Annotated in this window: 23 protein-coding genes; 7 read left to right on the top strand and 16 right to left on the bottom strand. The window is 71.2% G+C overall.

Going from position 1 to position 26,050, the window contains the following annotated elements; genetic code table 11:
- The 15 genes from hpnH to ACIQNU_RS35775 all read right to left on the bottom strand — a co-directional run bounded on the left by hpnH (window position 1) and on the right by ACIQNU_RS35775 (window position 16,096).
- Window positions 1-1,023: an adenosyl-hopene transferase HpnH gene (gene hpnH / locus ACIQNU_RS35705; protein WP_401374382.1), complete on the bottom strand. Its 1,023-nt coding sequence runs from the start codon at window positions 1,021-1,023 to the stop codon at window positions 1-3.
- A gap of 5 nt (window positions 1,024-1,028) precedes the next feature.
- The gene (locus ACIQNU_RS35710; RefSeq protein ID WP_401374384.1) at window positions 1,029-1,757 is read right to left on the bottom strand and encodes a 1-hydroxy-2-methyl-2-butenyl 4-diphosphate reductase; all 729 of its coding nucleotides are present in this window, start codon (window positions 1,755-1,757) and stop codon (window positions 1,029-1,031) included.
- Window positions 1,757-3,859, bottom strand: a complete 2,103-nt coding sequence (shc, locus tag ACIQNU_RS35715) for a squalene--hopene cyclase (protein ID WP_401374385.1) — start codon at window positions 3,857-3,859, stop codon at window positions 1,757-1,759. The genes ACIQNU_RS35710 and shc overlap by 1 nt, the downstream gene beginning before the upstream one ends.
- 105 nt (window positions 3,860-3,964) lie before the next feature.
- Entirely contained in the window at window positions 3,965-5,032 is a 1,068-nt protein-coding gene (locus ACIQNU_RS35720; RefSeq protein ID WP_401374388.1) for a polyprenyl synthetase family protein, read from the bottom strand.
- 62 nt (window positions 5,033-5,094) lie between these two features.
- On the bottom strand, window positions 5,095-6,534 hold the full coding sequence (hpnE, locus tag ACIQNU_RS35725; protein WP_401374390.1) for a hydroxysqualene dehydroxylase HpnE: 1,440 nt from the start codon (window positions 6,532-6,534) through the stop codon (window positions 5,095-5,097).
- Window positions 6,531-6,680 carry a DUF6380 family protein gene (locus ACIQNU_RS35730; protein ID WP_401374392.1) on the bottom strand — a complete coding sequence of 50 codons (150 nt, stop codon included), beginning with the start codon at window positions 6,678-6,680 and terminating at the stop codon, window positions 6,531-6,533. The genes hpnE and ACIQNU_RS35730 overlap by 4 nt, the downstream gene beginning before the upstream one ends.
- Window positions 6,677-7,630 (bottom strand): presqualene diphosphate synthase HpnD, encoded by a 954-nt coding sequence (gene hpnD, locus ACIQNU_RS35735; RefSeq protein ID WP_401374394.1) that lies wholly within the window; start codon window positions 7,628-7,630, stop codon window positions 6,677-6,679. The genes ACIQNU_RS35730 and hpnD overlap by 4 nt, the downstream gene beginning before the upstream one ends.
- Window positions 7,627-8,613 carry a squalene synthase HpnC gene (gene hpnC, locus ACIQNU_RS35740; RefSeq protein ID WP_401374396.1) on the bottom strand — a complete coding sequence of 329 codons (987 nt, stop codon included), beginning with the start codon at window positions 8,611-8,613 and terminating at the stop codon, window positions 7,627-7,629. Before hpnC ends, hpnD begins: the two co-directional genes overlap by 4 nt.
- A 392-nt stretch (window positions 8,614-9,005) precedes the next feature.
- A complete protein-coding gene (locus tag ACIQNU_RS35745; protein ID WP_401374399.1) occupies window positions 9,006-9,791 on the bottom strand; it encodes an ABC transporter ATP-binding protein in 786 nt (261 codons plus the stop codon).
- Entirely contained in the window at window positions 9,784-10,713 is a 930-nt protein-coding gene (locus tag ACIQNU_RS35750; protein ID WP_401374401.1) for an ABC transporter permease, read from the bottom strand. The genes ACIQNU_RS35745 and ACIQNU_RS35750 overlap by 8 nt, the downstream gene beginning before the upstream one ends.
- A gap of 96 nt (window positions 10,714-10,809) precedes the next feature.
- The gene (locus tag ACIQNU_RS35755) at window positions 10,810-11,655 is read right to left on the bottom strand and encodes a glycosyltransferase family 2 protein (RefSeq protein ID WP_401374483.1); all 846 of its coding nucleotides are present in this window, start codon (window positions 11,653-11,655) and stop codon (window positions 10,810-10,812) included.
- 47 nt (window positions 11,656-11,702) lie between these two features.
- The gene (locus tag ACIQNU_RS35760) at window positions 11,703-12,482 is read right to left on the bottom strand and encodes a CDP-alcohol phosphatidyltransferase family protein (protein WP_401374403.1); all 780 of its coding nucleotides are present in this window, start codon (window positions 12,480-12,482) and stop codon (window positions 11,703-11,705) included.
- Window positions 12,460-13,521, bottom strand: coding sequence for an iron-containing alcohol dehydrogenase family protein (locus ACIQNU_RS35765; protein ID WP_401374405.1), 1,062 nt, complete (start codon window positions 13,519-13,521; stop codon window positions 12,460-12,462). The genes ACIQNU_RS35760 and ACIQNU_RS35765 overlap by 23 nt, the downstream gene beginning before the upstream one ends.
- Entirely contained in the window at window positions 13,509-14,273 is a 765-nt protein-coding gene (locus ACIQNU_RS35770) for a sugar phosphate nucleotidyltransferase (RefSeq protein WP_401374409.1), read from the bottom strand. Before ACIQNU_RS35770 ends, ACIQNU_RS35765 begins: the two co-directional genes overlap by 13 nt.
- Window positions 14,270-16,096, bottom strand: coding sequence for a DUF5941 domain-containing protein (locus tag ACIQNU_RS35775; RefSeq protein WP_401374485.1), 1,827 nt, complete (start codon window positions 16,094-16,096; stop codon window positions 14,270-14,272). Before ACIQNU_RS35775 ends, ACIQNU_RS35770 begins: the two co-directional genes overlap by 4 nt.
- A gap of 334 nt (window positions 16,097-16,430) precedes the next feature.
- Between ACIQNU_RS35775 and galE the strand changes: the two genes are divergently transcribed.
- From galE to idi, 4 genes are all read left to right on the top strand, one after another.
- Entirely contained in the window at window positions 16,431-17,414 is a 984-nt protein-coding gene (gene galE, locus ACIQNU_RS35780; protein WP_401374412.1) for a UDP-glucose 4-epimerase GalE, read from the top strand.
- A gap of 168 nt (window positions 17,415-17,582) precedes the next feature.
- A complete protein-coding gene (locus ACIQNU_RS35785) occupies window positions 17,583-18,521 on the top strand; it encodes a cation diffusion facilitator family transporter (RefSeq protein WP_401374415.1) in 939 nt (312 codons plus the stop codon).
- A gap of 243 nt (window positions 18,522-18,764) precedes the next feature.
- Complete coding sequence (locus ACIQNU_RS35790; protein ID WP_401374486.1) at window positions 18,765-20,018, top strand: bifunctional class I SAM-dependent methyltransferase/N-acetyltransferase; 1,254 nt, start codon at window positions 18,765-18,767, stop codon at window positions 20,016-20,018.
- Window positions 20,019-20,138: 120 nt separating this feature from the next.
- Window positions 20,139-20,732, top strand: coding sequence for an isopentenyl-diphosphate Delta-isomerase (gene idi / locus ACIQNU_RS35795; RefSeq protein WP_401374418.1), 594 nt, complete (start codon window positions 20,139-20,141; stop codon window positions 20,730-20,732).
- A 75-nt stretch (window positions 20,733-20,807) separates the two neighbouring features.
- Here idi and ACIQNU_RS35800 read toward each other — a convergent pair whose 3' ends face one another.
- On the bottom strand, window positions 20,808-21,380 hold the full coding sequence (locus ACIQNU_RS35800; protein WP_401374421.1) for an ATP-binding protein: 573 nt from the start codon (window positions 21,378-21,380) through the stop codon (window positions 20,808-20,810).
- A 233-nt stretch (window positions 21,381-21,613) separates the two neighbouring features.
- Here ACIQNU_RS35800 and ACIQNU_RS35805 point away from each other — a divergent pair, with 233 nt between their 5' ends.
- The 3 genes from ACIQNU_RS35805 (at window position 21,614) to ACIQNU_RS35815 (ending at window position 26,023) form a co-directional block, all read left to right on the top strand.
- The gene (locus ACIQNU_RS35805) at window positions 21,614-22,384 is read left to right on the top strand and encodes an enoyl-CoA hydratase/isomerase family protein (RefSeq protein WP_401374424.1); all 771 of its coding nucleotides are present in this window, start codon (window positions 21,614-21,616) and stop codon (window positions 22,382-22,384) included.
- Between the two features lie 100 nt (window positions 22,385-22,484).
- Entirely contained in the window at window positions 22,485-23,348 is an 864-nt protein-coding gene (locus ACIQNU_RS35810; protein WP_401374427.1) for a hypothetical protein, read from the top strand.
- Window positions 23,349-23,536: 188 nt separating this feature from the next.
- Entirely contained in the window at window positions 23,537-26,023 is a 2,487-nt protein-coding gene (locus ACIQNU_RS35815; protein WP_401374429.1) for a Tex family protein, read from the top strand.
- Window positions 26,024-26,050 lie beyond the last annotated feature (27 nt).

Here is a 26,050-nt window from a genome sequence, read left to right on the forward strand (position 1 = left end):
TCACCCGCGGTTTCCGGAGACGGTCTCGCGCGCGGCGCGCAGGGACTCCTTCAGGGACCCCATCGTGGCGAGCACGGCGGTCGGCTCGTAGCCGCAGTGCGCCATGCAGTTGGCGCAGCGCGGGTCCTTGCCCCGGCCGTACGCGTCCCAGTCGGTCTTCTCGATGAGGTCCTTGTACGTGGTGACGTACCCGTCGCTCATCAGATAGCAGGGCTTCTGCCAGCCGAACAGCGAGTAGTTGGGGATCGCCCACGCCGTGCACGGGAAGTCGACCTTGCCTTCGAGGAAGTCGAGGAACAGGGGCGAGTGGTTGAGCCGCCACCGCAGCCTGTTGCCGCCCGCGAACGCCTTCTTGAAGAGTTCCCGGGTCTGCTCGACGCCGAGGAAGTGCTCCTGGTCGGGCGCCTTCTCGTAGGCGTAGGCAGGCGAGATCATCATCTCGTCGACCTTGAGGTCGTCGTTGAGGAAGTTGAGCACCTCGATGATGGTCTGCGGGGTGTCCGTGTTGAAGAAGGTCGAGTTGGTGGTCACCCGGAAGCCGCGCCGCTTGGCCTCCTTGATGGCCTCCACGGCCTCGTCGAACACGCCCTCCTTCGCCACGGATTCGTCGTGGCGCTCGCGCAGTCCGTCGATGTGCACGGCGAACGCGAAATACGGCGAGGGCGTGAACTTGTCCATCTTCTTGCGCATCAGCATGGCGTTGGTGCACAGGAAGACGTATTTCTTCTTCGCCACCAACTGCCGCACGATCTCGTCGATCTGCGGATGCATCAGCGGCTCGCCACCGGCGATGGACACCATCGGCGCGCCGGACTCCAGGACGGCGCCGACGGCCTGGGCCACCGGCATCCGCTGCTTGAGAACCCCCGCCGGGTGCTGGATCTTGCCGCAGCCCTCACACGCCAGGTTGCACGCGAAAAGCGGTTCCAGCTCGACGATCAGCGGGAACTTGTCGCGCTTGCGGAGCTTCTGTTCAAAGAGATACGTCGCCACCTTGACGGTCTGACGCAGCGGCATGGCCATCTAGCTCACCTCCGGGGGAGCATTGCATTGCGGTGCCATTCAAAAAATGCGGGAAGCACGGCACGAAGTACGCGGAAAGCTGATATTCCACCGCGGACCGTGCCGATACGGACGAGTTCATGCTCAGGAGCGTCCACGACCACCCGGACAGCCGCAACCGGACGGCTGCCCGCCGCCACGGCCGTCCGCAGGGTCGCGGCGGACTCCATGTCCACCGCGATCGCCCCCGTGGCCAGCAGAGCGGCGCGTTCGTGGCCGCGCACGACATGGTCGGAACCGATGAGCGGTCCCGTGTGGACGGTCCGGCCGGGCAGGGCCCCGGCCAGCTCCTTGACCAGCAGCTCCGTGCCGGTGCAAGAAGTGGTCGTGTACGGAGTGGTCGTGTACGGAATGGTGGTGCCGGTCGGGGTGGTACGGCCCGTGGTGGCGCCGCTGCCCCCGTCCACCGACGGAAGGCGGGTCTCCTCGGCGACCACCAGGTCACCCGGGTGCATCCCGGGCGCCAGGCCCGCGCAGAAGCCGGTCGCCACGACGGCGGCGCCACGCAGCGCCTCACCGGCCAGCGCGCGGGCCACCGCCCGCTCGGCGGCTCCCGGACCCATGCCCGTACGGAGCAGGGTCATGGGCACCGGCGTGGAGCCGCGGCTGCCCGAGCGCAGGGCGAGGTGCTCGATGCCGAGCGCACAGGCGATCAGCAGCGGCGGGGTGCCCGGGGATGCCGGCGTTTCGGCCATCAGCTCCCCTTGGCCGACCGGCCCGCCGGCCCGCCCGCCATACCGGCCACCCTGTCGGCCACCCTGTCGGCCGCCATGCCGGTCACCCCGTCGGCCGTCGCGTCGGCGGCCATACCGGCCGTCAGGTCCGCGAACGGCTCTCCGTGGACGTACCGGCCGAGCGCGGTCAGCGGGAAGACCTGCCGGTACAGGTGGTAGTTGATCGAGAAGTCCCAGGGGAAGCCCGTGCCGGTGAAGTAGGGCTCGTCCCAGGAACCGTCCTCGTTCTGGGTCTCGGCGAGCCAGGCGACGCCCCGCTCGACGGCCTTCGACTCCTGCTCCCCCGCCGCGAGCAGGGCCATCAGGGCCCAGCCGGTCTGCGATGCCGTGGACTCGCCGCGACCGCTCCAGCCGTCGGCGTCGTCGTAGGAGCGCAGGTCCTCGCCCCAGCCTCCGTCGTCGTTCTGCACGGACTCCAGCCAGGCCACGGCCCGGCGGATCGCCGGGTGCGATACGGGCAGGCCCGCGGCGGTGAGCGCGGGGACCACGGACCCGGTGCCGTAGACGTAGTTGACGCCCCAGCGGCCGAACCAGGCGCCGTTCGGCTCCTGTTCGGCGAGCAGCCAGGCGATGCCCCGGCGGGTGCGCGGGTCGTGTGCCTTGCCCTCGATCGCGAGCATCTCGACGACGTGCGCGGTGACGTCGGCGGACGGCGGGTCGATGACCTCGCCGAAGTCGCAGAACGGCAGCCGGTTGGGGAAGGCGCTGGTGTTGTCGACGTCGAAGGCGCCCCACGCGCCGTTCTTCGACTGCATGCCGAGGTTCCACTTCACTCCGCGCGCGATGGCACGCTCGGCCCGCTCGGGGTCGGGGTGGTGGACGCGGCGCAGGGCGAGAACGACCTCGGCGGTGTCGTCGATGTCGGGGTAGTTGTCGTTGTGGAACTCGAACGCCCAGCCGCCCGGGGTGAGATGGGGTCGGCGCACCGACCAGTCGCCGGGCCGGACGATCTGTTCGCCGAGCATCCAGTCGGCGGCCTTGACGAGCTGCGGATGGTCGGCGGGCACACCCGCGTCGGCGAGCGCGATGGTCGCCAGGCAGGTGTCCCACACCGGCGACTGGCACGCCTCGATCATCCGGGCGCCGTCCTCGCGCCACACCGCGAACCGGTCCAGGGACTCAAGTCCCGTGCGGATCACAGGGTGTTCGAGGTCGTAGCCGAGCAGATGCAGGGCCATGATCGAGTACACGGCGGGCGGCTGGATACCGCCCCAGCAGCCGTCGTTCTCCTGGCGCTCGATGATCCACCGGGCCGCGCTGTTCATGGCGGCCTTGCGCAGCGCGCGCGGCGCCACCTTGCGGTACGCGTGCAGCGCCTTGTCGAGGCGCTGGAAGACACCGTCCCAACTGGCCACCGGGGCGAGCGGCCCGGCCGGGTTGGGGTCGGCGGCGTCGGTGTGCAGTTCGTCGAGCGGGAAGGGCGCGGGGCGCACGGGCCGCTTCGCGGAGACGATGGTGAGCGGCACGATGGTCTGCCGGGCCCAGCAGCCGAAGTCGTAGATGTTGAGCGGGAACCACTTCGGGAAGTACACCAGCTCCGGCGGCAGTTCGGGCAGGTCGTCCCACTTCCACCAGCCGAACAGGGCGAGCCAGATCCGGGTGAAGACCCGGCCCGCGGCGATGCCCCCCTGGGCGCGGATCCACTCCGCGGCCTTCGCCATGTGCGGGTCGTCGGGGCTGTCGCCGGCCAGCCGGAGGGCGACGTACGCCTCGATGGTGGCGGAGAGGTCGCCGGGGCCGCCGAAGAAGGTGGCCCAGGTGCCGTCGTCGCGCTGCTCGCCCCGGATGAAGAGGCCCGCGGCCTTGGTGGTGGCCTCGTCGCGGATGCCGAGGAACTGCCGGAGCAGCAGGTCTTCGGCGTCCATCGTCACATTCGTTTCGAGGTCGCCCTTCCACCAGCCCTCGGCGTCCTGCCGGGCGAGCAGGAAGTCGGTGGCGCGCCGGACGGCGCGTGTGGCGGCGTCGAGGGTCCCGGACGCCGGCGGGGTCGTGTCGGTTGTTCCGGTGGCCGAGGCAGCGCGGAGCGGTACGGCTCCGGTGCTTCCGTCGGTCGTCGCTGTCATGGCTTCCCCTTCGTGCAGTGATTCTTCTTCTGCTGGGTCCGCCGTCGGCCGGTGCCCTGGATGGGCACCGGTCGGCGACTGCGATTCATATACGGGCGATAATGATCATCTCTCTCGGACGACGACGAAGTCGGCGAGCGCGACGAGTTGCGCCCGCACCTGGTCCGGCATCTCGACGGTGTCCAGCGCCTCGATGGCGACGGCGTGCTGACGCCGTGCCTCCTGCGCGGTCCACTCGCGCCCGCCGGCCTCCTCGATCAGAGCGGCACGGGCGGCGAACTCCTCCTCGGAGAAGCTGTCGAAGTCATTGCTCTTCGCGTCGGCCGCGAGCAGTTCGCCGAGCTGCTGCGACGCGGGTCCGCCGGCGGCGAGCGCGGCGACCACCGGGAGGGACTTCTTGCGCTGGCGCAGATCGCTCCAGGTCTGCTTGCCCGTGGCCTCCGGGTCGCCCCAGATGCCGAGCAGGTCGTCCACGGCCTGGAAGGCGAGCCCCAGGTGGTAGCCGTAGGTCTCCAGGGTGTCGGCGGTGCGGTCGTCGGCGCCGCCGAGCACCGCGCCGATGGAGCAGGCGCAGGCGAGCAGGGCGCCCGTCTTGTTGCCCTCCATTTCGAGGCACTCCTCGACGGTGACGCGCTCCCGGTGCTCGTAGGAGATGTCCTGGGCCTGACCGTCGATCAGGGCGCGGGTCGCGGCGGTGAGTCGCCGCGTGGCGCGGCCGGCCTCGACGGTGCCGAGTTCCAGGAGGATCTCGTTGGCGAGCGCGAAGAGGGCGTCGCCGACGAGGATGGCCTGCGCGGGGCCGTGCACCTTCCACACGGTGTCGCGGTGGCGGCGCTGTTCGTCGCCGTCCATCAGGTCGTCGTGCAGCAGCGAGAAGTTGTGGACGAGTTCGACGGCGACGGCGCCGGGCACCCCGACCTCGGGCGCGGCGCCCGCGGCCTGCGCGGAGAGCAGGGCGAGCGCGGGGCGTACGGCCTTGCCGCCGTCGCCGTGCACGGGGTTGCCCTCGGCGTCGATCCAGCCGAAGTGGTAGGCGGCGACGGTGTCCATGGGCGGGGCGAGGCGGTCCACGGCGGCCCGTAGCACCGGCGACGCCAGGGTCCTGCCGCGCTCCAGGAGCGCGGTCACGTCCACGGCCTCGGCGGACGGTTCGGCCGGGGGCACAGTGGGCACAGTGTCTCCTCTTGTCGCGGTGCCGGGGATGCGGGGACCTGCCCCGAGGAGGTGGTCGAGCGTCACGCCGCCTCCTCGAAGAGATGACCACGGGGTCGGCCGAGCACCATGAGGGCGGCGTCAGCGGCTTGGACACCGCTGCGTACCGCGCTTTCCATGGTCGCGGGCCAGCCTGTGGCGGTCCACGCGCCGGCCAGGTAGAGGCCGGGTGCCTTGGTGCGGGGGCCGGGCCTGAGCCGGCCGACCCCGGGCGTCGGGGCGAAGGTCGCGGTGCGCTCCCTGGTGACGAAGAAGTCGCGTACCTCGGCGCCCCGGGCGGCGGGCAGCAGGCGTTCCAGCTCCGGCAGGAAGCGTTCCCGCAGCGCGGCGACGGGTGCGTCGATCTCGTCGTGGACCGCCGACTGGGAGAGCGCCAGATACTGACCGTCGGTCAGCCCCGAGGCGTCGGTGCGGTCGAACACCCATTGCACCGGCGAGCCGACCGCCGCGAAGAACGGCCGCCTGAGCACGGTGCGGTCGTAGACGACGTGCAGATTGAGGATCGGTGCCGTGCCGATGCCGAGGAGCCGGTCGGGATCGTCGAGCGCCCCGTCCGGGAGGAGGTCGTGGGTCTCCTGCTGCGGGACGGCGAGGACAACGGTGTCGGCCTCGATGCGTTCACCGGGAACCTCCACCGTCCACCGCCCGTTCTCCATAGGCGAGAGGGAGGTGACGCGTGTACGGATCTCGGTACGTACGCCCGCGGAGTCGAGCGCCTTGCGGGCCAGAGTGTCATGGAGTTCACCGAGTGGGACGCGGGCCCAGCCGATATCGGCGGCGCCCGGCTCGGACAACAGCCCGGTCTTGAAGACCATCGCGGCGAGACCCAGCGAGGAGTCGCCCGCGACCGCGTTCAGGGTGGCCACGCCGACGAGATCCCAGAGTGCTTCGACGGCGCGCGCCGACTGGCCGTGTCTGCGCAGCCAGGAGCCGAAGTCCTGGTTGTCCAGCTCCGGATCGGCCAGGTCGAGGCTCTTCAGCGCGAGCGCGGCCCGCCCGACCTTGACGCGTTCGGCGAGCGACAGATGCGGATAGCCGGCGAGACTGCGCGCGAGATGCAGCGGTACGGGCAAGGCGGTGCGGCGCAGACTGCCGAGCCGTGGTCCTTCGCCGGACCGGGTGCGTACGCGGGTGGCGGCGTCGAGGACAGGCACGTCGAGGCGGTCCTGGAGCGGTGCGAGAGAGGTCGCGTCGATGCGGTCGAGGAACCACCGGTAGGCCGTGCAGCAGCGCAGATAGACGTGCTGGCCGTTGTCGACGGTGAGGTCGCCCCGCTTGAAGGAGAAGGCGAGCCCGCCCAGTCGGGGCCTTCCCTCAAGGAGGGTCACCCGCACACCGGCGTCGGCGAGTCCGAGTGCGGCGGTGATCCCGGCGAGCCCTCCGCCGATCACGACGGCTTCCCGTCCGGGGCGGCCTTCGGCGTCGGCGGGCAGCCGCGCGGGCCGCTTGTCCGTGTCGCTCACGCGCCCTCTCCGTCCACCGTGCCGTGCGCCCGTCCGGCATGATCGCCGAACGCCGCGCGGGCTGTCTCCGTCAGGGACGCCGAGGTGGGGTGGAGGGTTGCCCGCCGGTGGTGCGCGGGCGTGGGGTGATCGCCCAAGGGGCTCATCGGACGCGCCTCCTGACGGTCTGACGCGCGATGTGCCGGGCGTCGAGACCGGACAGTCCGCGCACGGCGACGTACGCCTTCTCGCGTCCGGGCAGCGAGACCCGGCCGCGCAGGACGGCCTCGGGGTCGCGCTCGATGCGGTCCAGGAGGCGCCGGTAGATACCGGCCATGGCGGCGACGCAGGCGCCGCTGCGCCGGTCGAGCAGGGGCAGCAGCCGGTAGCCCTCGGCGAACAGGGTGCGGGCGCGCCGGACTTCGAAGTGGACGAGGCCCGCGAAGTCCGATCCGGGCGGCGGTGTCGGGCCGTTGAACCCGGCGGAGCAGCCGAACTTGGCGAGGTCGTCGGCCGGCAGATAGGTGCGCCCGCCTCCGGCGTCCTCGCGAACGTCGCGGAGGATGTTGGTGAGTTGCAGCGCGAGTCCCAGGGTGTCGGCGTACTCGGGGGCCCGCTCCACGCCGCGCGCCGCCGGCTCGGTGCCGAAGACACCGAGCGAGAGCCGGCCGATGGCTCCGGCGACACAGCGGCAGTAGACCTTCAGGTCGTCCCAGGTCTCGTAGGTCTCACCGCGTACGTCGCTGAGGACGCCGTCGATGAGTTCGTCGAGGCCGCCGAGCGGGATCGGGAACTCGGTGGCCGCGTGCGTGAGGGCGACCGCGACCGGGTCGGTGTCGTCCTCGTCCACGGCGCCTTCGCGGACCCGGGTCAACAGGGCCCGGGTCTCCTCCAGTCGCACCTGCTTGACGTCGGGGGCGAGTGCGCCGTCCCCGATGTCGTCCACGCGCCGTGAGAACGCGTAGAGCGCGGACATGGCACGGCGCTTGGGCGTCGGCAGCAGCCTGATCCCGTACGCGAAATTCCGGGCCTGCTGCCCGGTCACCGACTCGCAGTATCCGTATGCGGCGAGTACCGGTGCGGACACGTGTTGGTCTGGCTCCACGGCCCGGCTCACCCCTCTCCTCGCAGTGTCGCTCCCACCTCGCGCAGCAACTGGACCTTGGTGGGCTTCGGCGGTCCAGGAAGGACGTCGTAGGAGACGGCCGCGACAGCGTGTACGGCCGCCCTCCCCCCGGCCACGAACCCCGCGAGGAGCAGCTTCAGCCTGCCGTGGACGCTACCCACGAGGGGGGTGCCTTCATTCAGCAGCCGCAGGGCGCGTTCCGCTTCGAACGCGATCAGGGCCCGCACCGAGGCGCCCGCGCTGGGCGCCGCGAGGTCGGACTCCTGGACGTGGAAGCGTTTCATGTCCTCGGCGGGCAGATAGACGCGGCCCTGCGCGAGGTCCTCGGAGACGTCCTGGATGTGTTCGACGATCTGCAGTGCGGTGCACACGGCGTCGGAGCGCCGGATCCGCTCGGGTGTCGCGGTGCCGGTGACGGCGAGGACGAGTCGGCCGACCGGGTTCGCGGACAGCTCGCAGTAGGCGAGGAGGTCGTCGAACGTCTCGTAGCGGGTGACGAGCTGGTCCTGGCGGTTGGCCTCGATCAGGCCGAGAAAGGGTTCGGGGGTGAGGGCGTGGCGGCGGACGGTCGGCCTCAGTCGTTGCAGCAACGGGTGGCGGGGGCCGCCGGGGTCGCCGTCGGCGCCCCTGCTCACGTCGGTGTCGCCGCCGGTGTCGCTGTCGGTGTCGAACACACGTCGGAGGTCGGCCTCGAAGGCGTCGAGAAGTGCGAGCCGGTCGTCGGCCCGTTCGGGTGACAGGCCCAGGAGACGGGCGTCGGCGCCGCCGGGTGCGAGGTCGCCGTCACCGATGTCGTCGACCAGCCGGGCGTACCCGTAGAGGGCCATGAGGTCGTCGCGCCAGGCGCGGGGCAGGAAGAAGGGGGCCACGGGAAAGTTCTCGGCCGCGGCCTTGTCCAGGGTGCCGTGCACCGCCGCCGCCTGGGAGCCGCTCCGGGGGGCGGGCCCCGACCGGGTTCTCCCGGGGCCCGTCACCACGCGCTGCCCGGTGCGGGGACGGCGGAAGCATCGCGGAGCTGGAGACTTTCCGTAGCCATTGCCGTCACATCTCCCGTTCTACACTGCCGACCCAATACATCCTATTTCGGACACGCCGCCCCGCCCGCCGCGGGCCGACCCGCAGGGGGACCTTGCGGCTTATCGCCCCACTTGCCGCGCATCAGGACCGGTACAGCTTACGTTGTACAACGAGACACGGTTCGTCGGGGTGTCCTGCACATCACAACAACACACCGATTGGCGTCAAGATTCCCCAGCAGCAAAGAAGTTGAGACATCCGAACACGTGCGAACACGACGGAACCCCGCCGGACGGTTCCGGCGGGGTCCATGCGATCCGGGCGGGCGGGCCGTGACCTGCGTGTACGGCTACTTCCCGGTGAATTTCTCGTACTCCTTGAGTACGTCGTCCGTCGGGCCGTCCATACGCAGTTCCCCACGTTCGAGCCACAGCACCCGGTCGCAGGTGTCACGGATGGATTTGTTGTTGTGACTCACCAGGAAGACCGTTCCGGCCTCCTTGCGCAACTCCCGGATGCGGGCCTCGGAGCGCTTCTGGAACTTGCGGTCGCCGGTGGCCAGCGCCTCGTCGATCATCAGGACGTCGTGGTCCTTCGCGGCGGCGATGGAGAAACGGAGCCGGGCCGCCATGCCGGACGAGTAGGTGCGCATCGGCAGGGTGATGAAGTCGCCCTTCTCGTTAATGCCCGAGAAGTCGACGATCCCCTGGTAGCGCTCCCTGATCTGCTCGCGGGACATGCCCATCGCGAGCCCGCCCAATATGACGTTCCGCTCCCCCGTGAGGTCGTTCATCAGGGCCGCGTTCACACCGAGCAGCGAGGGCTGCCCGTCGGTGTAGACCTTGCCCTTCTCGGGGGGCAGCAGTCCGGCGATGGCGCGCAGCAGCGTCGACTTGCCGGAGCCGTTGGAGCCGATGAGGCCGACCGCCTCACCTCGGTAGGCGACGAAGGAGACGCCCCGTACGGCGTGCACCTTGCGCACGCCGCGCCTCTCCTCGTCGGAGCCGCGCTTGACGATCCGGCTGAGGGCGGCGGTGGCGCTGCCCTTGCCGGTCCTGGCGCCGTTGACGCGGTAGACGATGTGGAGTTCGTCCGCGATGACGGTGGGGATCCCCCCGGGGTGCTGTTCAGCCACGGCCGTACCGCTCCTCCGCCTTCCAGAAGTACACGAAGCCGCCGACCGCGACGAGGACGGACCAGCCCAGGGCGACCGCCCAGACATGCGCCGGGAGGTTGCCGGAGCCGTAGCCGTCGATGAGCGCGAAGCGCATCAGGTCCATGTAGACCGCGGCCGGGTTCCACTGGAGGATGTCGGCGATCCACGCCGGCTTGTCCTTCAGCATGACCGGGATGGAGAACATGACGCCGGACGCGTACATCCAGGTCCGCATCACGAACGGCATGAGCTGGGCGAGGTCGGGCGTCTTGCTGCCCATCCTTGCCATGATCAGCGCGAGCCCGGTGTTGAAGAGGAACTGGAGTGCGAGGATCGGGACGATCAGCAGCCAGGAGGGGCCGGGGTAGCTGCCGAACCCGATCACGATGACGAACAGCACGATCATCGAGAACAGCAGTTGCTGGAGCTGCTGGAGCGCGAAGGAGATCGGCAGCGAGGCGCGCGGGAAGTGCAGGGCCCGGACCAGGCCGAGGTTGCCCGCGATGGCCCGGACGCCCGCCATCACCGAACTCTGGGTGAAGGTGAAGACGAAGACACCCGTGACCAGGAACGGGATGTACACGTCGTGCGACATGCCCCGGCTGGCGTTCAGGATGAGACCGAAGATCAGGTAATAGACGAGCGCGTTCAGCAGCGGGGTGGCCACCTGCCACAGCTGGCCCAGTTTGGCCTGGCTGTACTGGGCGGTGAGCTTCGCCTGCGAGAAGGCCAGGATGAAGTGGCGCCGCCCCCACATCTGGCGGACGTACTCGATGAGCCCGGGGCGGGCACCACTGACGGCGAGGCCGTACTTGGCGGCGAGCGCGGCCGGGGAGAGCCCGTCGTCGGGCGACGGAGGCGCGGTCAGCGTGACGCCGCCGTCATGCGTTGTCTCACTCACAAGTGGAAACTTTCGTCTTCAAGATGCGCAGCCTGGTCGGGCATAGGCGGGAGCCAGGGACCGGACACGGCCCGAATGCTCTCAGAGATCAGCTTGTCAGATGACAGGAGGGCGGCCCAGTCGTGTCAGGCGCCACACCGTACGCCACTTCATGGGCCGACGGGCCCCGCAGGGAGTGGTCCAGCCTTCCCTGAACCCGCCGAACCATGCCTTCAGCGCAGGTCCCGAGGGGCGCCGGGCGAGCGTCAGCAGCATCCAGACGCCCAAGTAGACGGGGACCAGCGGGGCCGGCAGATTGCGGCGGGCCAGCCAGACGCGGTTGCGGGCCACCATGCGGTGGTAGACCGCGTGCCGCGAGGGCGCGGTCGTGGGGTGGAACAGCACCATGTCGGAGCGGTAGTCGATCATCCAGCCCGCGTCGAGGGCGCGCCAGGCGAGGTCGGTCTCCTCATGGGCGTAGAAGAACTCGCCGGGCAGCGTGCCGGCGTCGGCGAAGACCTGGGTGCGTACGGCGTTGGCGCCGCCGAGGAAGGTCGTCACGCGCGAGGAGCGCATCGGGTCGGACGCGCGCAGCCGCGGCACATGGCGGCGCTGGGTGACCCCGGTCCCGGGGTCGGCGATACGGAAGCTGATGATGCCGAGCGACGGGTCGTCGGCGAAGGCGCGGCGGCACAGCTCCGCGGTGTCGTGCTGGGCGAGCAGTCCGTCGTCGTCGAGGAACAGCAGGACGTCGACGTCGCCGCCGGACGGCCCGAACGCCTCTATGCCGACGTTCCGGCCGCCGGGGATGCCCAGGTTCTCGGGCAGCTCGACCGTGCGGACCCCGGCGGGCACGTCCGGTACCGGGGAGCCGTTGCCGACGACAACCACCTCGACCGGGTCGCCGTCCTGCTTGGCGACCGAGTCGAGGAGGGCGCGCAGCTCTTCCGGCCGGTTGCCCATGGTGATGATCACGGCGCCGACCTTGAGGGGGCTGCTCCCGGGGGTCCTCACTTCAGCCTGCTCGAAGCGAGGACGGACACGAGGTGCAGCAGGGCCTGGACCATCGCGATACCGGCCAGCACGGCGACGCCGAGCCGGGTGAAGAACAGGTCGCCCCTGACCGCGTCCAGGATCGCCAGGACCAGGATCAGCAGGGACGCCTCGATACCGAGAACGAGCCGGTGGAAGTTCAGCGCCGACGCGGCCCTGCGGGCCAGGGCCAGTCCGGACGAGCGCGGCGCGGACGCCGACTCCTGGACCGGCGGCAGCCCGCCCTGGTGCCGTGCGACACCGACGAGGTCGGTCTCGGCCTTGATCAGGATGGCGCCGAGGGCGGCCAGGGTGCCGAGGAACGCCCACAGCCAGTCGATCCGCCCCTCGCCCCAGAGGTCCGCGGCGCGCAGGCCGAAGCCGACGAGTACGGCGGCGTCGCAGAGGTAGGCGCCGACGCGGTCCAGGTAGACCCCGCTGAGCGAGAACTGCTTCTTCCAGCGGGCGATCTCGCCGTCGACGCAGTCGAGGAGCAGATAAAGCTGCACCATGAGTACGCCGAGTACCGCGCCCGCGATGCCCGGCACCAGGAGCGCCGGGGCGGCGAGGACGCCGAAGACGGTCATCAGATAGGTCAGCTGGTTGGGCGTGACCCGCGTGGGGACCAGGTACCGGTCCACGCGCAGCGAGATCTCGCGCATGTACAGGCGTCCCGCCCAGTGCTCACCGCTGCGCCGGTCCTTCACCCCTGCGGGGTGCACGACGGGGCGGAGTTCAGCTACCGATGGCCTTGGCATAGTCGGCGTATGCGTCCTTGATCTGGTCGGTGGACAGGTCGAGGTGTTCCAGGATCGTGTAGCGGCCGGGGCGGGTCTGCGGGGCGAAGGCGACGACCTGGACGAACTCGTCCTGGCTGAAACCGATCTCCTCCGGCAGGACGGGCAGTCCGTGCCGGCGCAGCACCTCGGCCATGTGTTCGGACTCCTCGTGCGCACCGCGCAGATGCATCGCGAACGCGGCGCCTATCCCCACCTGCTCGCCGTGGCTCGCGGCGCGCTTGGGGAAGAGGAGGTCGAAGGCGTGGTTGATCTCGTGGCAGGCGCCGGACGCCGGTCGGGAGTCGCCCGCGACCGACATCGAGATCCCGGTGAGGACCAGGCCCTCGGCGAGCACCTGGAGGAAGGAGTCGTCGCCGACGCCGCCGGGGTGGCGCAGCACGGCTTCGCCGGCCTGCCGTGCCATGGCGGCGGCGAGGCCGTCGATGGACTCGCCGGTGACCCGGTTGGACAGCTCCCAGTCGGCGACGCAGGAGATGTTCGAGACGGCGTCGCCGATGCCGGAGCGGACGAACCGTACGGGTGCCTCCCGGATCACGTCGAGGTCGATGACCACGGCGATCGGGTTGGGCACTCCGTACGAGCCGCGGCCCGCGTCGTTGTCGAGGGTCGCGACCGGGGAGCACAGGCCGTCGTGCGACAGGTTCGTCGCGACGGCGACCAGCGGCAGGCCGACGCGCGCCGCGGCGAACTTGGCGCAGTCGATGATCTTGCCGCCGCCGAGGCCGACGACCGCGTCGTAGCGGCCCTTCTTGATGGCGTCGGCGAGCTTGACCGCGTCGTCCAGGGTGCCGCCGCCGACCGGGAACCAGTCGGCTCCCGGAAGGGCAGGCTCCAGGCGCTGGCGCAGCTTGGCGCCCGAGCCGCCGCTGATCGCGACGGCGAGCTTCCCGGAGGCGGAGATCCGCTGGTCGGCGAGGACCGAGGCGAGGTCGTCCAGCGCGCCCGCGCGGATGTCGACGACGACCGGCGAGGGGATGAGCCTCGTCAGTACTGGCACGCGATCTCACGTCCCTTGGCGAGGTCGTCGTGGTTGTCGATCTCGACCCACTTCACATCGCCGATGGGGGCGACGTCGACCTTGAAGCCGCGGTTGACCAGCTCCTGGTAGCCGTCCTCGTAGTACAGGTCGGGGTCGCGCTCGAAGGTGACCTTGAGGGCGTCGGCCAGTTCGGCGGCGGCCTCGCCCTCGATGAGGGTGACGCCGATGTACTCGCCGGTCGCCTCGGCCGGCTCCATCAGCTTGGTGATCTTCCGGACACCCTTCTCGGGGTCCACGACGACCTTCATCTCCTCGTCGGCGAGCTGCTTGACCGTGTCGAGGGCGAGGATGATCTTCTTGCCGTCGCCGCGCGCGGCGAGCAGGGTCTTCTCGACGGAGACCGGGTGCACGGTGTCACCGTTGGCGAGGATCACGCCGTCCTTCAGGGCGTCACGGCCGCACCACAGGGAGTAGGCGTTGTTCCACTCCTCGGCCTTGTCGTTGTCGATGAGGGTGAGCTTCAGGCCGTACTTCGCCTCCAGGGCGGCCTTGCGTGCGTAGACGGCCTCCTTGCGGTAGCCGACGATGACCGCGACCTCGGTCAGGCCGATCTCGGCGAAGTTGCCGAGCGTGAGGTCGAGCACGGTGAGATGGTCCGCGGAGCCCTCCTCGGACCCTTCGGGTCCCACCGGCACCAGTGCCTTGGGCAGGGTGTCGGTGTAGGGGCGCAGACGCCGTCCGGCGCCGGCCGCCAGCACGAGGCCGATCATGCGGGTTCTCCTTCATCGTGTACGGCGGGTGCATGCGAGGACACCCAGAAGCGGATGCTCTCGGCGAGCACCACGAGTGCCACGGCCACGGCGAGTGCCGTGAGCGCGAGGCCGAAATCTGTGTTGCCGAGCAGGGCGGCGACGGTGACCAGCAGCACCCTGCCCTCCTGGCCGCCGGTCGACCGCACCAGCCACTGCGGCGGCGCGCCGGTGCCGCCGCGAATGCGGTAGACCGTGTCGTAGTGATGGTAGGCGACGGCGGCCACCAGCCCGAAAGCCGCTGGCAAGGCTCCGTTCACCTGGGTGTGGGCCGCCAGTACCAGAACCGTCCCGTACTCGGCCGCGCGGAAGAAGGGCGGAACGAGCCAGTCGAGGGCGCCCTTGAGGGGCCGGGCGACGGCGAGGCCCGAGGTGACGCAGTACACGCAGGCGGCGACGATCGGCAGGGTCCCGCCGTACGGCGTGAAGGCGCTCGCCGCGACGACGAAGGCGCCGCCGGCCAGGGCGAGCGCCGGTGCCGCGAAGGACGGCAGCCGGCGCGCGAAGCCCTTGAGGGCCTCCGCGAAGGACTGCGCGAGGATCCCGCAGTCGGCGAGATCGGACAGGGCCCGCGCGGACCGGTCGGTGCGGGCGGCCTTCCTGGTCAGGGACCGCAGGACGCGTCCGGCGGTGGTGTAGCAGGCGGCGAGGCCGCAGCCGATGAGCAGGACGGTGAGCGTGAGGCGCGGTGTGGTCAGGGCGGTGAGTACGGCGATCAGCGCCCAGCGCTCCCCGATCGGCAGCACGATCATGCGGCGGGCCCAGACCGTCCAGCCGACGCTGTCGAGACGGCCGGAGAGGGCGGCGGTGGGGCTGGTGCCGGAGTCGGCCGTGCTGACCGTGCTGTCGTAGGTGGATTCGCTGAACGAGAAGTCCACGACGTGCCGGCAGGTCTGGAGCACCATGGCGCCCAGCGCGAGCGCCCACACGTCGTCCCCGCCCCGGGCGGCGCCGAGGGCGAGTCCGGCGTAGTACGCGTACTCCTTGGCGCGGTCGAAGGTGGCGTCGAGCCAGGCGCCGAGGGTGGAGTACTGGAGCGAGTAGCGGGCGAGTTGGCCGTCCGTGCAGTCCAGGACGAAGGAGAGGAGGAGCAGGACGCCGGCGGCGACGAATCCGGCGCGGGTGCCGGTGGCTGCGCAGCCCGCCGCGATCAGCGCGGTGACCAGCGACGCGGTGGTGACCTGGTTGGGGGTGAGGCCCCGGCGGGCGCACCAGCGGGCGAGGTAGCGGGAGTAGGGGCTGACGCAGTAGGTCGTGAAGAAGCCGTCGCGCGATTTCACGGCGGTCCGCAGCCGTACGGCCTCGTCGTCCACGGCGGCGACGGACTGCCGGGCCTCGTTGCGGGCCTGCGGGTCGGCGGGGACGACGGCGACGAGCGTGCCGAGGTCGGGCCGGTGCGGCGGGGTGTCGCCGGCCTCCATGAGAGCGGCGACGCGGTCGGCGAGGGAGTCGACGGCGACGGTGGCGCCACCGCGCGCGGGACCCTCCGTGGTGTCGCGCACCGCGCCGAGCAGTGCGGCGCGGGCGGCGGGCTTCGCGGTCACGGCGCCAGGGATCGCGGCGGCTTCGAAGCGGGGGTCGGTCAGGCCGAGCCGGAGCGCGTGGACGTGTCCCACGAACCGGCTGTCCACGAGCGCGACGCGCTGGTCGGCGGGGACGTCCGTGAGGAGTCCCGCGACGTCGGACGGGTCATCGGTGAGCCGCACGTCGAAGCCGAGTTCCCGCAGATCGCCTTCGAGCGACGACCCTGGAACCGGCCTGCCGGTGAGGATGGCGGTCGACAGACGGACTCACTCCTTGGAATGCCGACGCGGCCAGGCGCCGGGCGTGTGTGGGTGGGCGCGCCCCGGGGCCGGGGTCGGCCGGGCGGCGTGTCGGCAGAGGCTATCGGATGAATACAAGCGCGAGTTCACCGCCTGTTCATGGGCCGATAAGCACTGTCTGCCCGGTCGGCACCGCCGCGATCATCATTGTTGATCGAAGGCCCACTCGACAAACCGTGGCCCCAGATCCCTTTATACGAGGACATCCCTGACCGGCGAAGGGTTGCATTGTCGGTTTCGCCCCTCCGCGACGACATCCGGGACGGCGTCCGGGACGGGCTTAGGCTCGTGGACCATGACGTGGTTGATCACAGGTGGAGCCGGATTTATCGGATCGCACGTGGTGCGGTCCATGACGGGCGCCGGAGAGCGCGTGGTCGTCCTGGACGACCTGTCGTCGGGGGCGGCGGGGAGGCTGGCGCCGGACGTACCGGTGGTCGAGGGGTCGTCGCTCGACGGCGATCTGCTGAAGCGGGTCCTCGCGGAGCACGCGGTGACCGGTGTCGTGCATCTCGCGGCCCGCAAGCAGGTCGGGCAGTCCGTGGAGCAGCCGCTGCTCTACTACCGCGAGAACGTCGGCGGCCTCGCCACCCTCCTCGACGCGGTCGCGGAGGCCGGCGTACGGCGGTTCCTGTTCTCGTCGTCGGCGGCCGTGTACGGGAACCCGGACGTGGACCTGATCAGCGAGGACACCCCGTGCGCGCCGATGAGCCCGTACGGCGAGACGAAGCTCGCCGGGGAGTGGCTGGTACGGGCGGCGGGCCGGGCGCACGGCATCGCGACGGTGTGTCTGCGGTACTTCAACGTGGCGGGCTGCGCGACGCCGGAGCTGGCGGACACCGGGGTGTTCAACGTGATCCCGATGGTCTTCGACCGGCTGACGCGCGGCGAGGCCCCGAGGATCTTCGGCGACGACTACCCGACGCCGGACGGCACCTGCGTACGTGACTACATCCATGTCGCCGACCTCGCGGACGCCCATCTGGCGGCGGCGCGACGGCTGAACGCGGAGCAGGTCACGGGTGACTTGACGGTGAACATCGGGCGCGGCGAGGGAGTTTCCGTACGCGAACTACTCACGTTGATCGCCGAGGCGTCGGGTGACCACCGTCCGGCGGTGGTCGAGCCCCGCCGCGCGGGCGACGCCCCGCGTGCGGTGGCGTCGGCGCGACGGGCCGCCGAGGAGCTGGGCTGGACGGCCCGGCTCGACGCCCGGGAGATGGTCGATTCGGCCTGGCGCGGCTGGTGTCTGCACCACCCCGAGGCGGCCGGCCGCTGATCCCACCGAGCCGCTTCCACGCTCTGACCTGCGGTTCATTTCCGCAGGTCAGAGCACATGACAACGGTGTTCAGCACCGTGTTGCCGTATACCCCCCACCCGTAGTTCACTGAAGGCACCGAGGGGTCTTCGACGAGACTTCAGGGCGACGACGGAGGGCGGTATTTCATGGGGGCCGGACACGACCACGGGCAGCCGCACGGCGGACCGACCACGGGTACGGCCGCCGCCGCGTACCGGGGACGGCTGCGCGTCGCGCTGTCGATCACGCTGACCGTGATGGTGGTCGAGATCGTCGGCGGGCTGGTCGCGGATTCGCTCGCGCTCATCGCGGACGCGACCCACATGGCGACGGACGCCCTCGGACTCGGCATGGCCCTGCTGGCCATCCACTTCGCGAACCGCCCGCCCAGCGCGCGCCGCACCTTCGGCTACGCACGGGCCGAGATACTCGCCGCCCTCGCCAACTGTCTGCTGCTGCTCGGCGTCGGCGGCTACGTCCTCTACGAGGCGATCCAGCGGTTCGTCACCCCGACGCAGACCGAGGGCGGACTGACGCTCGTCTTCGGTGTGATCGGCCTGGCCGCGAACATGGTGTCGCTGTCGCTCCTGGTCCGCGGCCAGCGGGAGAGCCTGAATGTGCGGGGCGCCTTCCTGGAGGTCGCCGCGGACGCGCTGGGCTCCGTCGCCGTCCTGGTGTCGGCCGTGGTCATCCTGACGACGGGCTGGCAGGCCGCCGACCCGATCGCCTCGATCGCGATCGGCCTGATGATCGTTCCCCGTACGGTGAAGCTGCTGCGCGAGACGCTCGACATCCTGCTCGAATCGGCGCCCCGGGATGTCGACATGGCGGAGGTACGGGCGCACATCCTGGCGCTTCCCGGTGTCGAGGCGGTCCATGACCTGCACGCCTGGACGATCACCTCGGGCCTGCCCGTCCTGTCGGCGCACGTGGTCGTCAGCGGCGAGGTGCTGGACACCCTGGGCCACGAGAAGATGCTGCACGAGTTGCAGAGCTGCCTCGGCGGACACTTCGACGTCGAGCACTGCACCTTCCAGTTGGAGCCCGGCGGTCACGCGCGGCACGAGGCGAAGGTCTGCCGCTGAGCCGCCGGGGCGCCCGGTACGGCTGGGGCGCCTGCTACGGTGTGCGGGATCTTTCGGCGTGCGGACCACGGGACACCGGGTAGCGCACATATGTGGAGGTGGGTTGATGACGGTCGTGGTGAGCGCTGCTTCGTGCGGCGACCGACGCATCCCCCTTTCACGGGCCCACGGCTGACCGACTCTTCGGCAGCACCGGGGCCCCCACACCCCGAAGGTTTCACGTTGTCCGACAACACCGCCTCCATGGAGGCGTTCTTCGCCCTGCACCGCGGCCTTCCGCGTCAGGGTCCCGGCTCCGGCGCCACCACCCGTCACCTCCTCTCGGCCGTCTCCGCCACCCGGCCGCTGCCCGCGCGTCCGCGCGTGCTCGACCTGGGCTGCGGACCCGGCAGCTCCGCGCTGGTCATCGCCGCGGAGACCGGTATGGAGGTGACGGCGGTGGATCTCCACGAGCCGTTCCTCGACGAGCTGCGGGCCGCCGCCAAGGCCCGCTCGCTCACCGACCGTATCCACCCGCTCCGCGCCGACATGGGGGACCTCCCGTTCCCCGACGGTTCCTTCGATCTCGTCTGGGCCGAGAGTTCGGCGTACTCGATCGGCTTCGACACCGCCCTGCGGAAGTGGCGCAGGCTGCTCGCGCCGGGCGGCGCACTGGTGCTCACGGAGTGCGAGTGGACCACCGACACGCCGGGCCCCGAGGCGCGCGCCTTCTGGGACCCGCAGTACCCACTGCGGACGAGTGACGAGAACATCCGTGCGGCGACGGCCGCCGGGTACCACGTCGTCGATGTCTTTCCGCAGCCCGAGTCCGACTGGGACGAGTACTACGGACCGCTCTCCGCGCGCGTGGCCGCCGCCGACCCCGGGGCGCCGGGCATGGCTGAGGCCCTGGCGGCGACCCGCGAGGAGTTGGCGATGCGCCGCGACCACGGGGAGGAGTACGGGTACACCGGGTACGTCCTGCGCCCCGCGGACACCGCGGCGGGGTCGGGATGGCGCACCCGGCCCGAGACGGCCGCCGACCGGGCGGCCGTACGGGCCGTGAACGCCGCGGCCTTCCCCACCGAGGACGAGGCGGCGCTCGTGGACGCGCTGCGCGCCGATCCGGAGGCGTGGCTGCCCGGTCTGTCGTACGTCGCCGAGGCGCCGGACGGCACGGTCACGGGCCACGCCCTGATCACCCGCTGCCGGGTGGGCGACACGCCCGCCCTCGCGCTGGCTCCGGTGGCGGTCCTGCCCGCCCACCAGCGCCGGGGCGTGGGCTCGGCGGTCGTCCGGGCGGTGCTCGACGCGGTCCGCGCGCGGGGCGGCGACAACCTGGTCCTCGTGCTGGGGCACCCCGAGTACTACCCGAGGTTCGGCTTCGTACCGGCGTCGCGGTACGGGATCAGGCCCGGGTTCGAGGTCCCGGACGAGGCAATGATGGCGCTGGTGTTCGACGGTTCCGTGCCGGTACCCCAGGGAACGATCAGGTATCCGGCCGCTTTCGGCGTCTGACCAGTACAGGCCGCATGTCCCGCCCGCTTCGGCGCGGCGGGACATGCGGGCCCGCCGGTACCGGGAGTGCCGGTGTTGTACGGCAGACTTGAAGTTCGAAGACCGAAGCGAAGGATGGGTATGCCGATCACACCTGCCACCGCGGAGCACAGTTCGTCGAACGGCACCGCAGAAACCATCTTGCTGGAGCTGGTCGACGAGGACGGCACCACGATCGGCACGGCGGAGAAGCTCGCCGCGCACCAGCCGCCCGGTCAGCTGCACCGGGCGTTCTCCGTATTCCTGTTCGACGAGCGGGGCCGGCTGCTGCTCCAGCAGCGCGCGCTCGGCAAGTACCACTCCCCCGGTGTCTGGTCCAACACCTGCTGCGGGCACCCGTACCCCGGCGAGTCGCCGTTCGCGGCTGCGGCCCGGCGGACGTTCGAGGAGCTGGGGGTCTCGCCGTCCCTGCTCGCCGAGGCGGGCACCGTGCGCTACAACCACCCGGACCCGGCGTCGGGCCTGGTGGAGCAGGAGTTCAACCATCTGTTCGTGGGGATGGTGCAGTCGTCGCCCCTGCCGGATCCGGCCGAGGTCGAGGACACCGTGTTCGTGACCGCCGCGGAGCTGGCGGAGCGGCACGAGAAGGACCCCTTCTCGGCCTGGTTCATGACCGTGCTCGACACGGCGCGGCCCGCGATCAGGGAGCTGACCGGCCCGTCGGCCGACTGGTGAGACGGCGCCCGGCCGACCGGTGGGACGACGGGAGGCCGGGCCGCTGTCACCGGTCGGCACGGGGGCGGCCGGTCGCTACGGAAGTGGCAGCCCCAGTCCTTCGGGCTCGGTGGGCCTGCCCGGCCCGAGGGGCAGGGCCGCCCAAATGACCTTGCCGCCGGTCGCCGTGTGCTCGACGTCGCACGCCCCGCCGGCCTCCCTGGTCACCTCACGGACCAGGAGCAGGCCCCGCCCGCCGGTCTGGCCGTGATCGGTCACCAGGGCGGTCGGCCGGTACGGATGGTTGTCCTCGACGGAGACCCGTACCCACTCGGCGCCGACGGCGACCTCGACCGCCAGCATCGGCGACAGCAGCGCCGCGTGCCGTACGGCGTTGGTGACCAGCTCCGAGACGATCAGCAGCAGGCCGTGCACCACGTCGTCCGACGCGGGCACCCCCTGCCGGGCGAGCAGATCACGTACCGCGTGCCGTGCCTGCGGCACCGAGGAATCGGTGGCGGGGGCGGTGAACCGCCACACACCCTCGTACGACAGCGGTCTCTGCCCGGCGTCCGGGTACACCCCCGGGCCGCCCTCCAGGGGCGCGCCGGAACCCCACCCGCTGCTGTCCATCGTCCGGTCGCCGCCCTTGCGCTCGATTGTCACCACACGTCGAGTGTTGGGAATGCCCTGGTCCATGCCGGATGACTGACCAGAAGTCAGCGAGTATCGACGCGTTCTGACCGATGGCGTATGACGGCGTCATTCGTGCGACTGCTCCTGTCCGTGTTGTGGTGGATTGGAGCCCTCTTCAGGTTGTAGGGGTTGGAGCGGCCCGTGACGGGCATCACCTGCGGCCGTATCGATGATCACGCGCGCGATGCCGTCGATAGCATCCGCCCATGGAGCAGCAGCCGGCACCCTTGGCACAGTTGGCACACCGTCTGGCCGACGGGGTCGCCACCGTCGTGATCAGCCACCCCGCCAAGCGCAACGCGATGACCGAGGCGATGTGGCGCTCCCTGCCACCGCTCCTCGACACCCTCGCGGCCGACCCGGAGGTACGGGCCCTGGTGCTCACCGGCGAGGGCGGCACCTTCTGCGCGGGCGCGGACATCTCCTCGCTGCGCGGTCCCGCGCCGGCCGCACAGGATCTCGCGGTACGGGCCGAGGACGCGCTCGCCGCCTTTCCGAAGCCGACGCTGGCCGCCGTACGCGGGCACTGTGTCGGCGGCGGCTGTCAGCTCGCGGCGGCGTGCGATCTGCGGTTCGCGGACGAGGAGGCGCTGTTCGGGGTGACGCCCGCGAAGCTCGGCATCGTCTATCCGGAGCCGACGACACGGCGGCTGGTGTCCTTGGTGGGTCCGGCGACGGCCAAGTACCTGCTGTTCTCGGGCGAGCTGATCGACGCCGGCCGGGCGCTGCGGACCGGCCTGGTGGACGAGGTGCTGCCCACGGGGGAACTGGACGGGAGGGTGGCCGAGTTCACCCGGGTCCTGGCGTCGCGTTCGCAGCTCACGCAGGCGGCGGCGAAGGAGTTCGCGGCGGGCCGGGCGGACCGGGCGGAGCACTGGGCCCGGCAGGCGCGGGGCAGCGGTGACACGGCCGAGGGGGTCGCGGCGTTTCTGGAGCGGCGCCGGCCGCGCTTCACCTGGTCCCCGACGGCGGACTGACCAGTGCGGGACCGACCCGCCCCCTGCCTCCCTCTGCCCGCGCTTCCCGGCATCCTGCCGACACCTTCCCCACGTACCGACCAGTCGGTAACATCGAGCCATGGAATCTCTGCCGGAGCGTGCCGGTCGCCGATGTCACCACATGCTCAACCCCTTGCACTCGGCCCACTACTTCTCGCCGGACCTCGGGCGTGAGCTGGCCGGGATCGGGATCGAGGACCCCTCCGCCGCCTACTTCGCGGTGCGCGCGGCGGCCATGGGGCCGGTCGGTGCGGGCGTGGTGACGGCGACGTTCTACAACTTCAACCATGAGCTGGTGGCCCGGCACGTGCCCGCGATCTGGTCGGTCGCCGACCCGGAGACCGTGCTCGCGGCGCGCACGCGCGCGGTGGACGCGACCCTGCGGCGGCTGCTCGGCGACGAGCTGATCGCGTCGGCGGAGCTGGCGGAGGCGGCGAAGCTGGCGCTGCGCGCGACGGAGGCGTGCGCCAGGGCGGCCCGCCCGCTGTACGCGGCGCACGCCGATCTGCCGGTGCCCGACGCGCCGCACCTCGCCTACTGGCACGCGGCGACACTGCTGCGCGAGCACCGGGGCGACGGCCACCTCGCGGCGCTGCTCGACGCGGAACTGGACCCGGTGGAGGCCTTGGTGACGCACACCGCGACCGGCCGGGGCATGACGCCGAGATTCGCCGTGGGCAGCCGGGGCTGGTCGCGCACCGACTGGGACGCCGCCGCGGGACGGCTGCGCGAGCGCGGACTGCTCGACCCGGACGGGGAGTTGACCCGCGAGGGCGTGGCGCTGCGCGAGGACGTCGAGGCCCGCACGGACCGCCTCGACCACGCCCCGTACGCGCATCTGGGCGCGGCCGGAGTCGAACGGCTCACCGAACTCGCCGGAGGAATCCTGAAGACGGCGATGGCGGCCGGGATGTTCCCGCCCGGAGCGTTCGGCAAGACCTGATCGGCAGGAACTGGGCCGCCACGCCCAGGGCCCGCGCCCGACGCACCGCGCCACACCCAGGACCCCCTTGCCCGACGCGCCCCGACGGGCCCTGCCCGAGCGGCGCCGTCGGGCGCCCTGCCGCCCGGTTGTCGGTGCCACCTGCCACAATTGCCGCGCAACCTCAGTGGAGAAGGCGGTACGGGATCGTGACGACACCCCTCGTAGGGTCCATCGAAGGCAGGATCGCCGAGCAGCTCGGCGTGCGGGAGCGGCAGGTGAAGGCCGCGGTCGAGCTGCTCGACGGCGGCTCGACGGTTCCCTTCATCGCCCGCTACCGCAAGGAAGCGACGGAGATGCTCGACGACGCCCAGCTGCGCACCCTGGAGGAGCGGCTGCGGTATCTGCGGGAGCTGGAGGAGCGGCGCACCGCCGTCCTCGAATCGGTGCGGGAGCAGGGCAAGCTCACCGAGGAGCTGGAGGCGTCGATCCGGGCGGCCGACACCAAGGCGCGCCTGGAGGACATCTATCTGCCGTTCAAGCCGAAGCGGCGCACCAAGGCGCAGATCGCGCGCGAGGCGGGCCTCGAACCGCTCGCGGACGGCCTGCTCGGCGACCCGTCCGTGGAGCCGTTCGCCGCCGCCGCGGCCTTCGTGGACGCCGACAAGGGCGTGGCCGATCCGCAGGCCGCCCTCGACGGCGCCCGCGCCATCCTCACCGAGCGCTTCTCGGAGGACGCCGACCTGATCGGCGAGTTGCGCGAGCGCATGTGGGGCCGGGGCCGGCTGGCCGCGAAGGTCAAGGACGGCAAGGAGGAGGCGGGCGCGAAGTTCGCCGACTACTTCGAGTTCACCGAGCCCTTCACGGAGCTGCCCTCGCACCGGATCCTCGCGATGCTGCGCGGCGAGAAGGAGGACGTCCTCGACCTCACCCTGGAGCCCGAGGAGCCGTCGGACACGCCGGGCCCCTCCTCGTACGAGGGGATGATCGCCCACCGCTTCGGGGTGACCGACCGGGGGCGCCCGGCCGACAAGTGGCTCGCGGACACGGTCCGCTGGTCCTGGCGGACCCGGATCCTGGTGCACCTCGGGATCGACCTGCGGCTGCGGCTGCGGACGGCCGCCGAGGACGAGGCGGTGCAGGTGTTCGCGACGAATCTGCGGGACCTGCTGCTCGCGGCGCCCGCGGGCACCCGCTCGACCCTGGGCCTGGACCCCGGATTCCGTACGGGTGTGAAGGTCGCCGTGGTCGACGCGACCGGCAAGGTCGTCGCCACCGACGTGATCTACCCGCATGTCCCGCAGAACAAGTGGGACGAGGCGCTGGCCAAGCTGGCGCGCCTGGCGAAGGAGCACACGGTCGAGCTGATCGCCATCGGGAACGGCACGGCGTCCCGCGAGACGGACAAGCTCGCCGGTGAACTGATCGCGGGGCACCCGGAGTTGCAGCTCACGAAGGTGATGGTGTCGGAGGCCGGCGCGTCGGTGTACTCGGCGTCGGCGTTCGCCTCGCAGGAGCTGCCCGGCATGGACGTGTCGCTGCGCGGCGCCGTGTCGATCGCGCGGCGGCTCCAGGACCCCCTCGCCGAGCTGGTCAAGATCGACCCGAAGTCGATCGGGGTCGGCCAGTACCAGCACGATCTGTCCGAGGTGAAGCTCTCGCGCTCGCTGGACGCGGTCGTGGAGGACTGTGTGAACGGTGTGGGGGTGGACGTCAACACGGCGTCCGCGCCGCTGCTCGCGCGGGTCTCCGGGATCGGCTCGGGACTCGCCGAGAACATCGTGGCGCACCGCGACGAGAACGGCCCGTTCCGTTCCCGGACGGCCCTCAAGGGCGTCCCCCGGCTCGGCCCGAAGGCGTACGAGCAGTGTGCGGGCTTCCTGCGGATCCGGGGCGGCGACGACCCGCTGGACGCGTCGAGCGTGCACCCGGAGGCGTATCCGGTGGTGCGGCGGATGGTGAAGACCGTGGGGAGCGAGGTCGCGTCGCTCATCGGCAACACGGGGGCGCTGCGCTCCCTGCGCCCCGCGGACTTCGTGGACGACACGTTCGGGCTGCCGACCGTGTCGGACATCCTCAAGGAGCTGGAGAAGCCGGGGCGCGACCCGCGGCCCGCGTTCAAGACGGCCACCTTCAAGGAGGGCGTCGAGAAGCTGTCCGACCTGGTACCGGGGATGGTGCTCGAAGGGGTCGTCACGAATGTGGCCGCGTTCGGCGCGTTCATCGACGTCGGCGTGCACCAGGACGGCCTGGTCCATGTGTCCGCCATGTCCAGGACGTTCGTCAAGGATCCGCGCGATGTCGTGAAGTCCGGCGACATCGTGAAGGTGAAGGTGCTGGACGTCGACATTCCGCGCAAGCGGGTGTCACTGACGCTGCGTCTGGACGACGAGATCGCGCCCGTGGACGGGTCGTCGGACGGCGGCAAGGGTCGCGGGGCTCAGCGCGGCGGGCGCCCGCCTCAGCCGCGTCAGGGCGCGGGACGACAGGGCGGCGAACGTCAGGGGGGCGAACGTCAGGGTGGTGGTGCCGGGCGCCAGGGCGGAGGCCGACAGGGCGGTGCCGGGGGCCGTCAGGGCGGCGGGCAGCAGGGCGGCGGCCGGCCGGCTTCCGCGCGGCAGCCCGCTCCGCCCGCGAACAGCGCCATGGCGGACGCGCTGCGCAGGGCCGGGCTTGTCGACCCGAACAACAGGTGAATCCGGACAACCGGTGAGTCGTGGGGG

Source organism: Streptomyces sp. NPDC091292, from assembly GCF_044757265.1.
Lineage (GTDB): Bacteria > Actinomycetota > Actinomycetes > Streptomycetales > Streptomycetaceae > Streptomyces.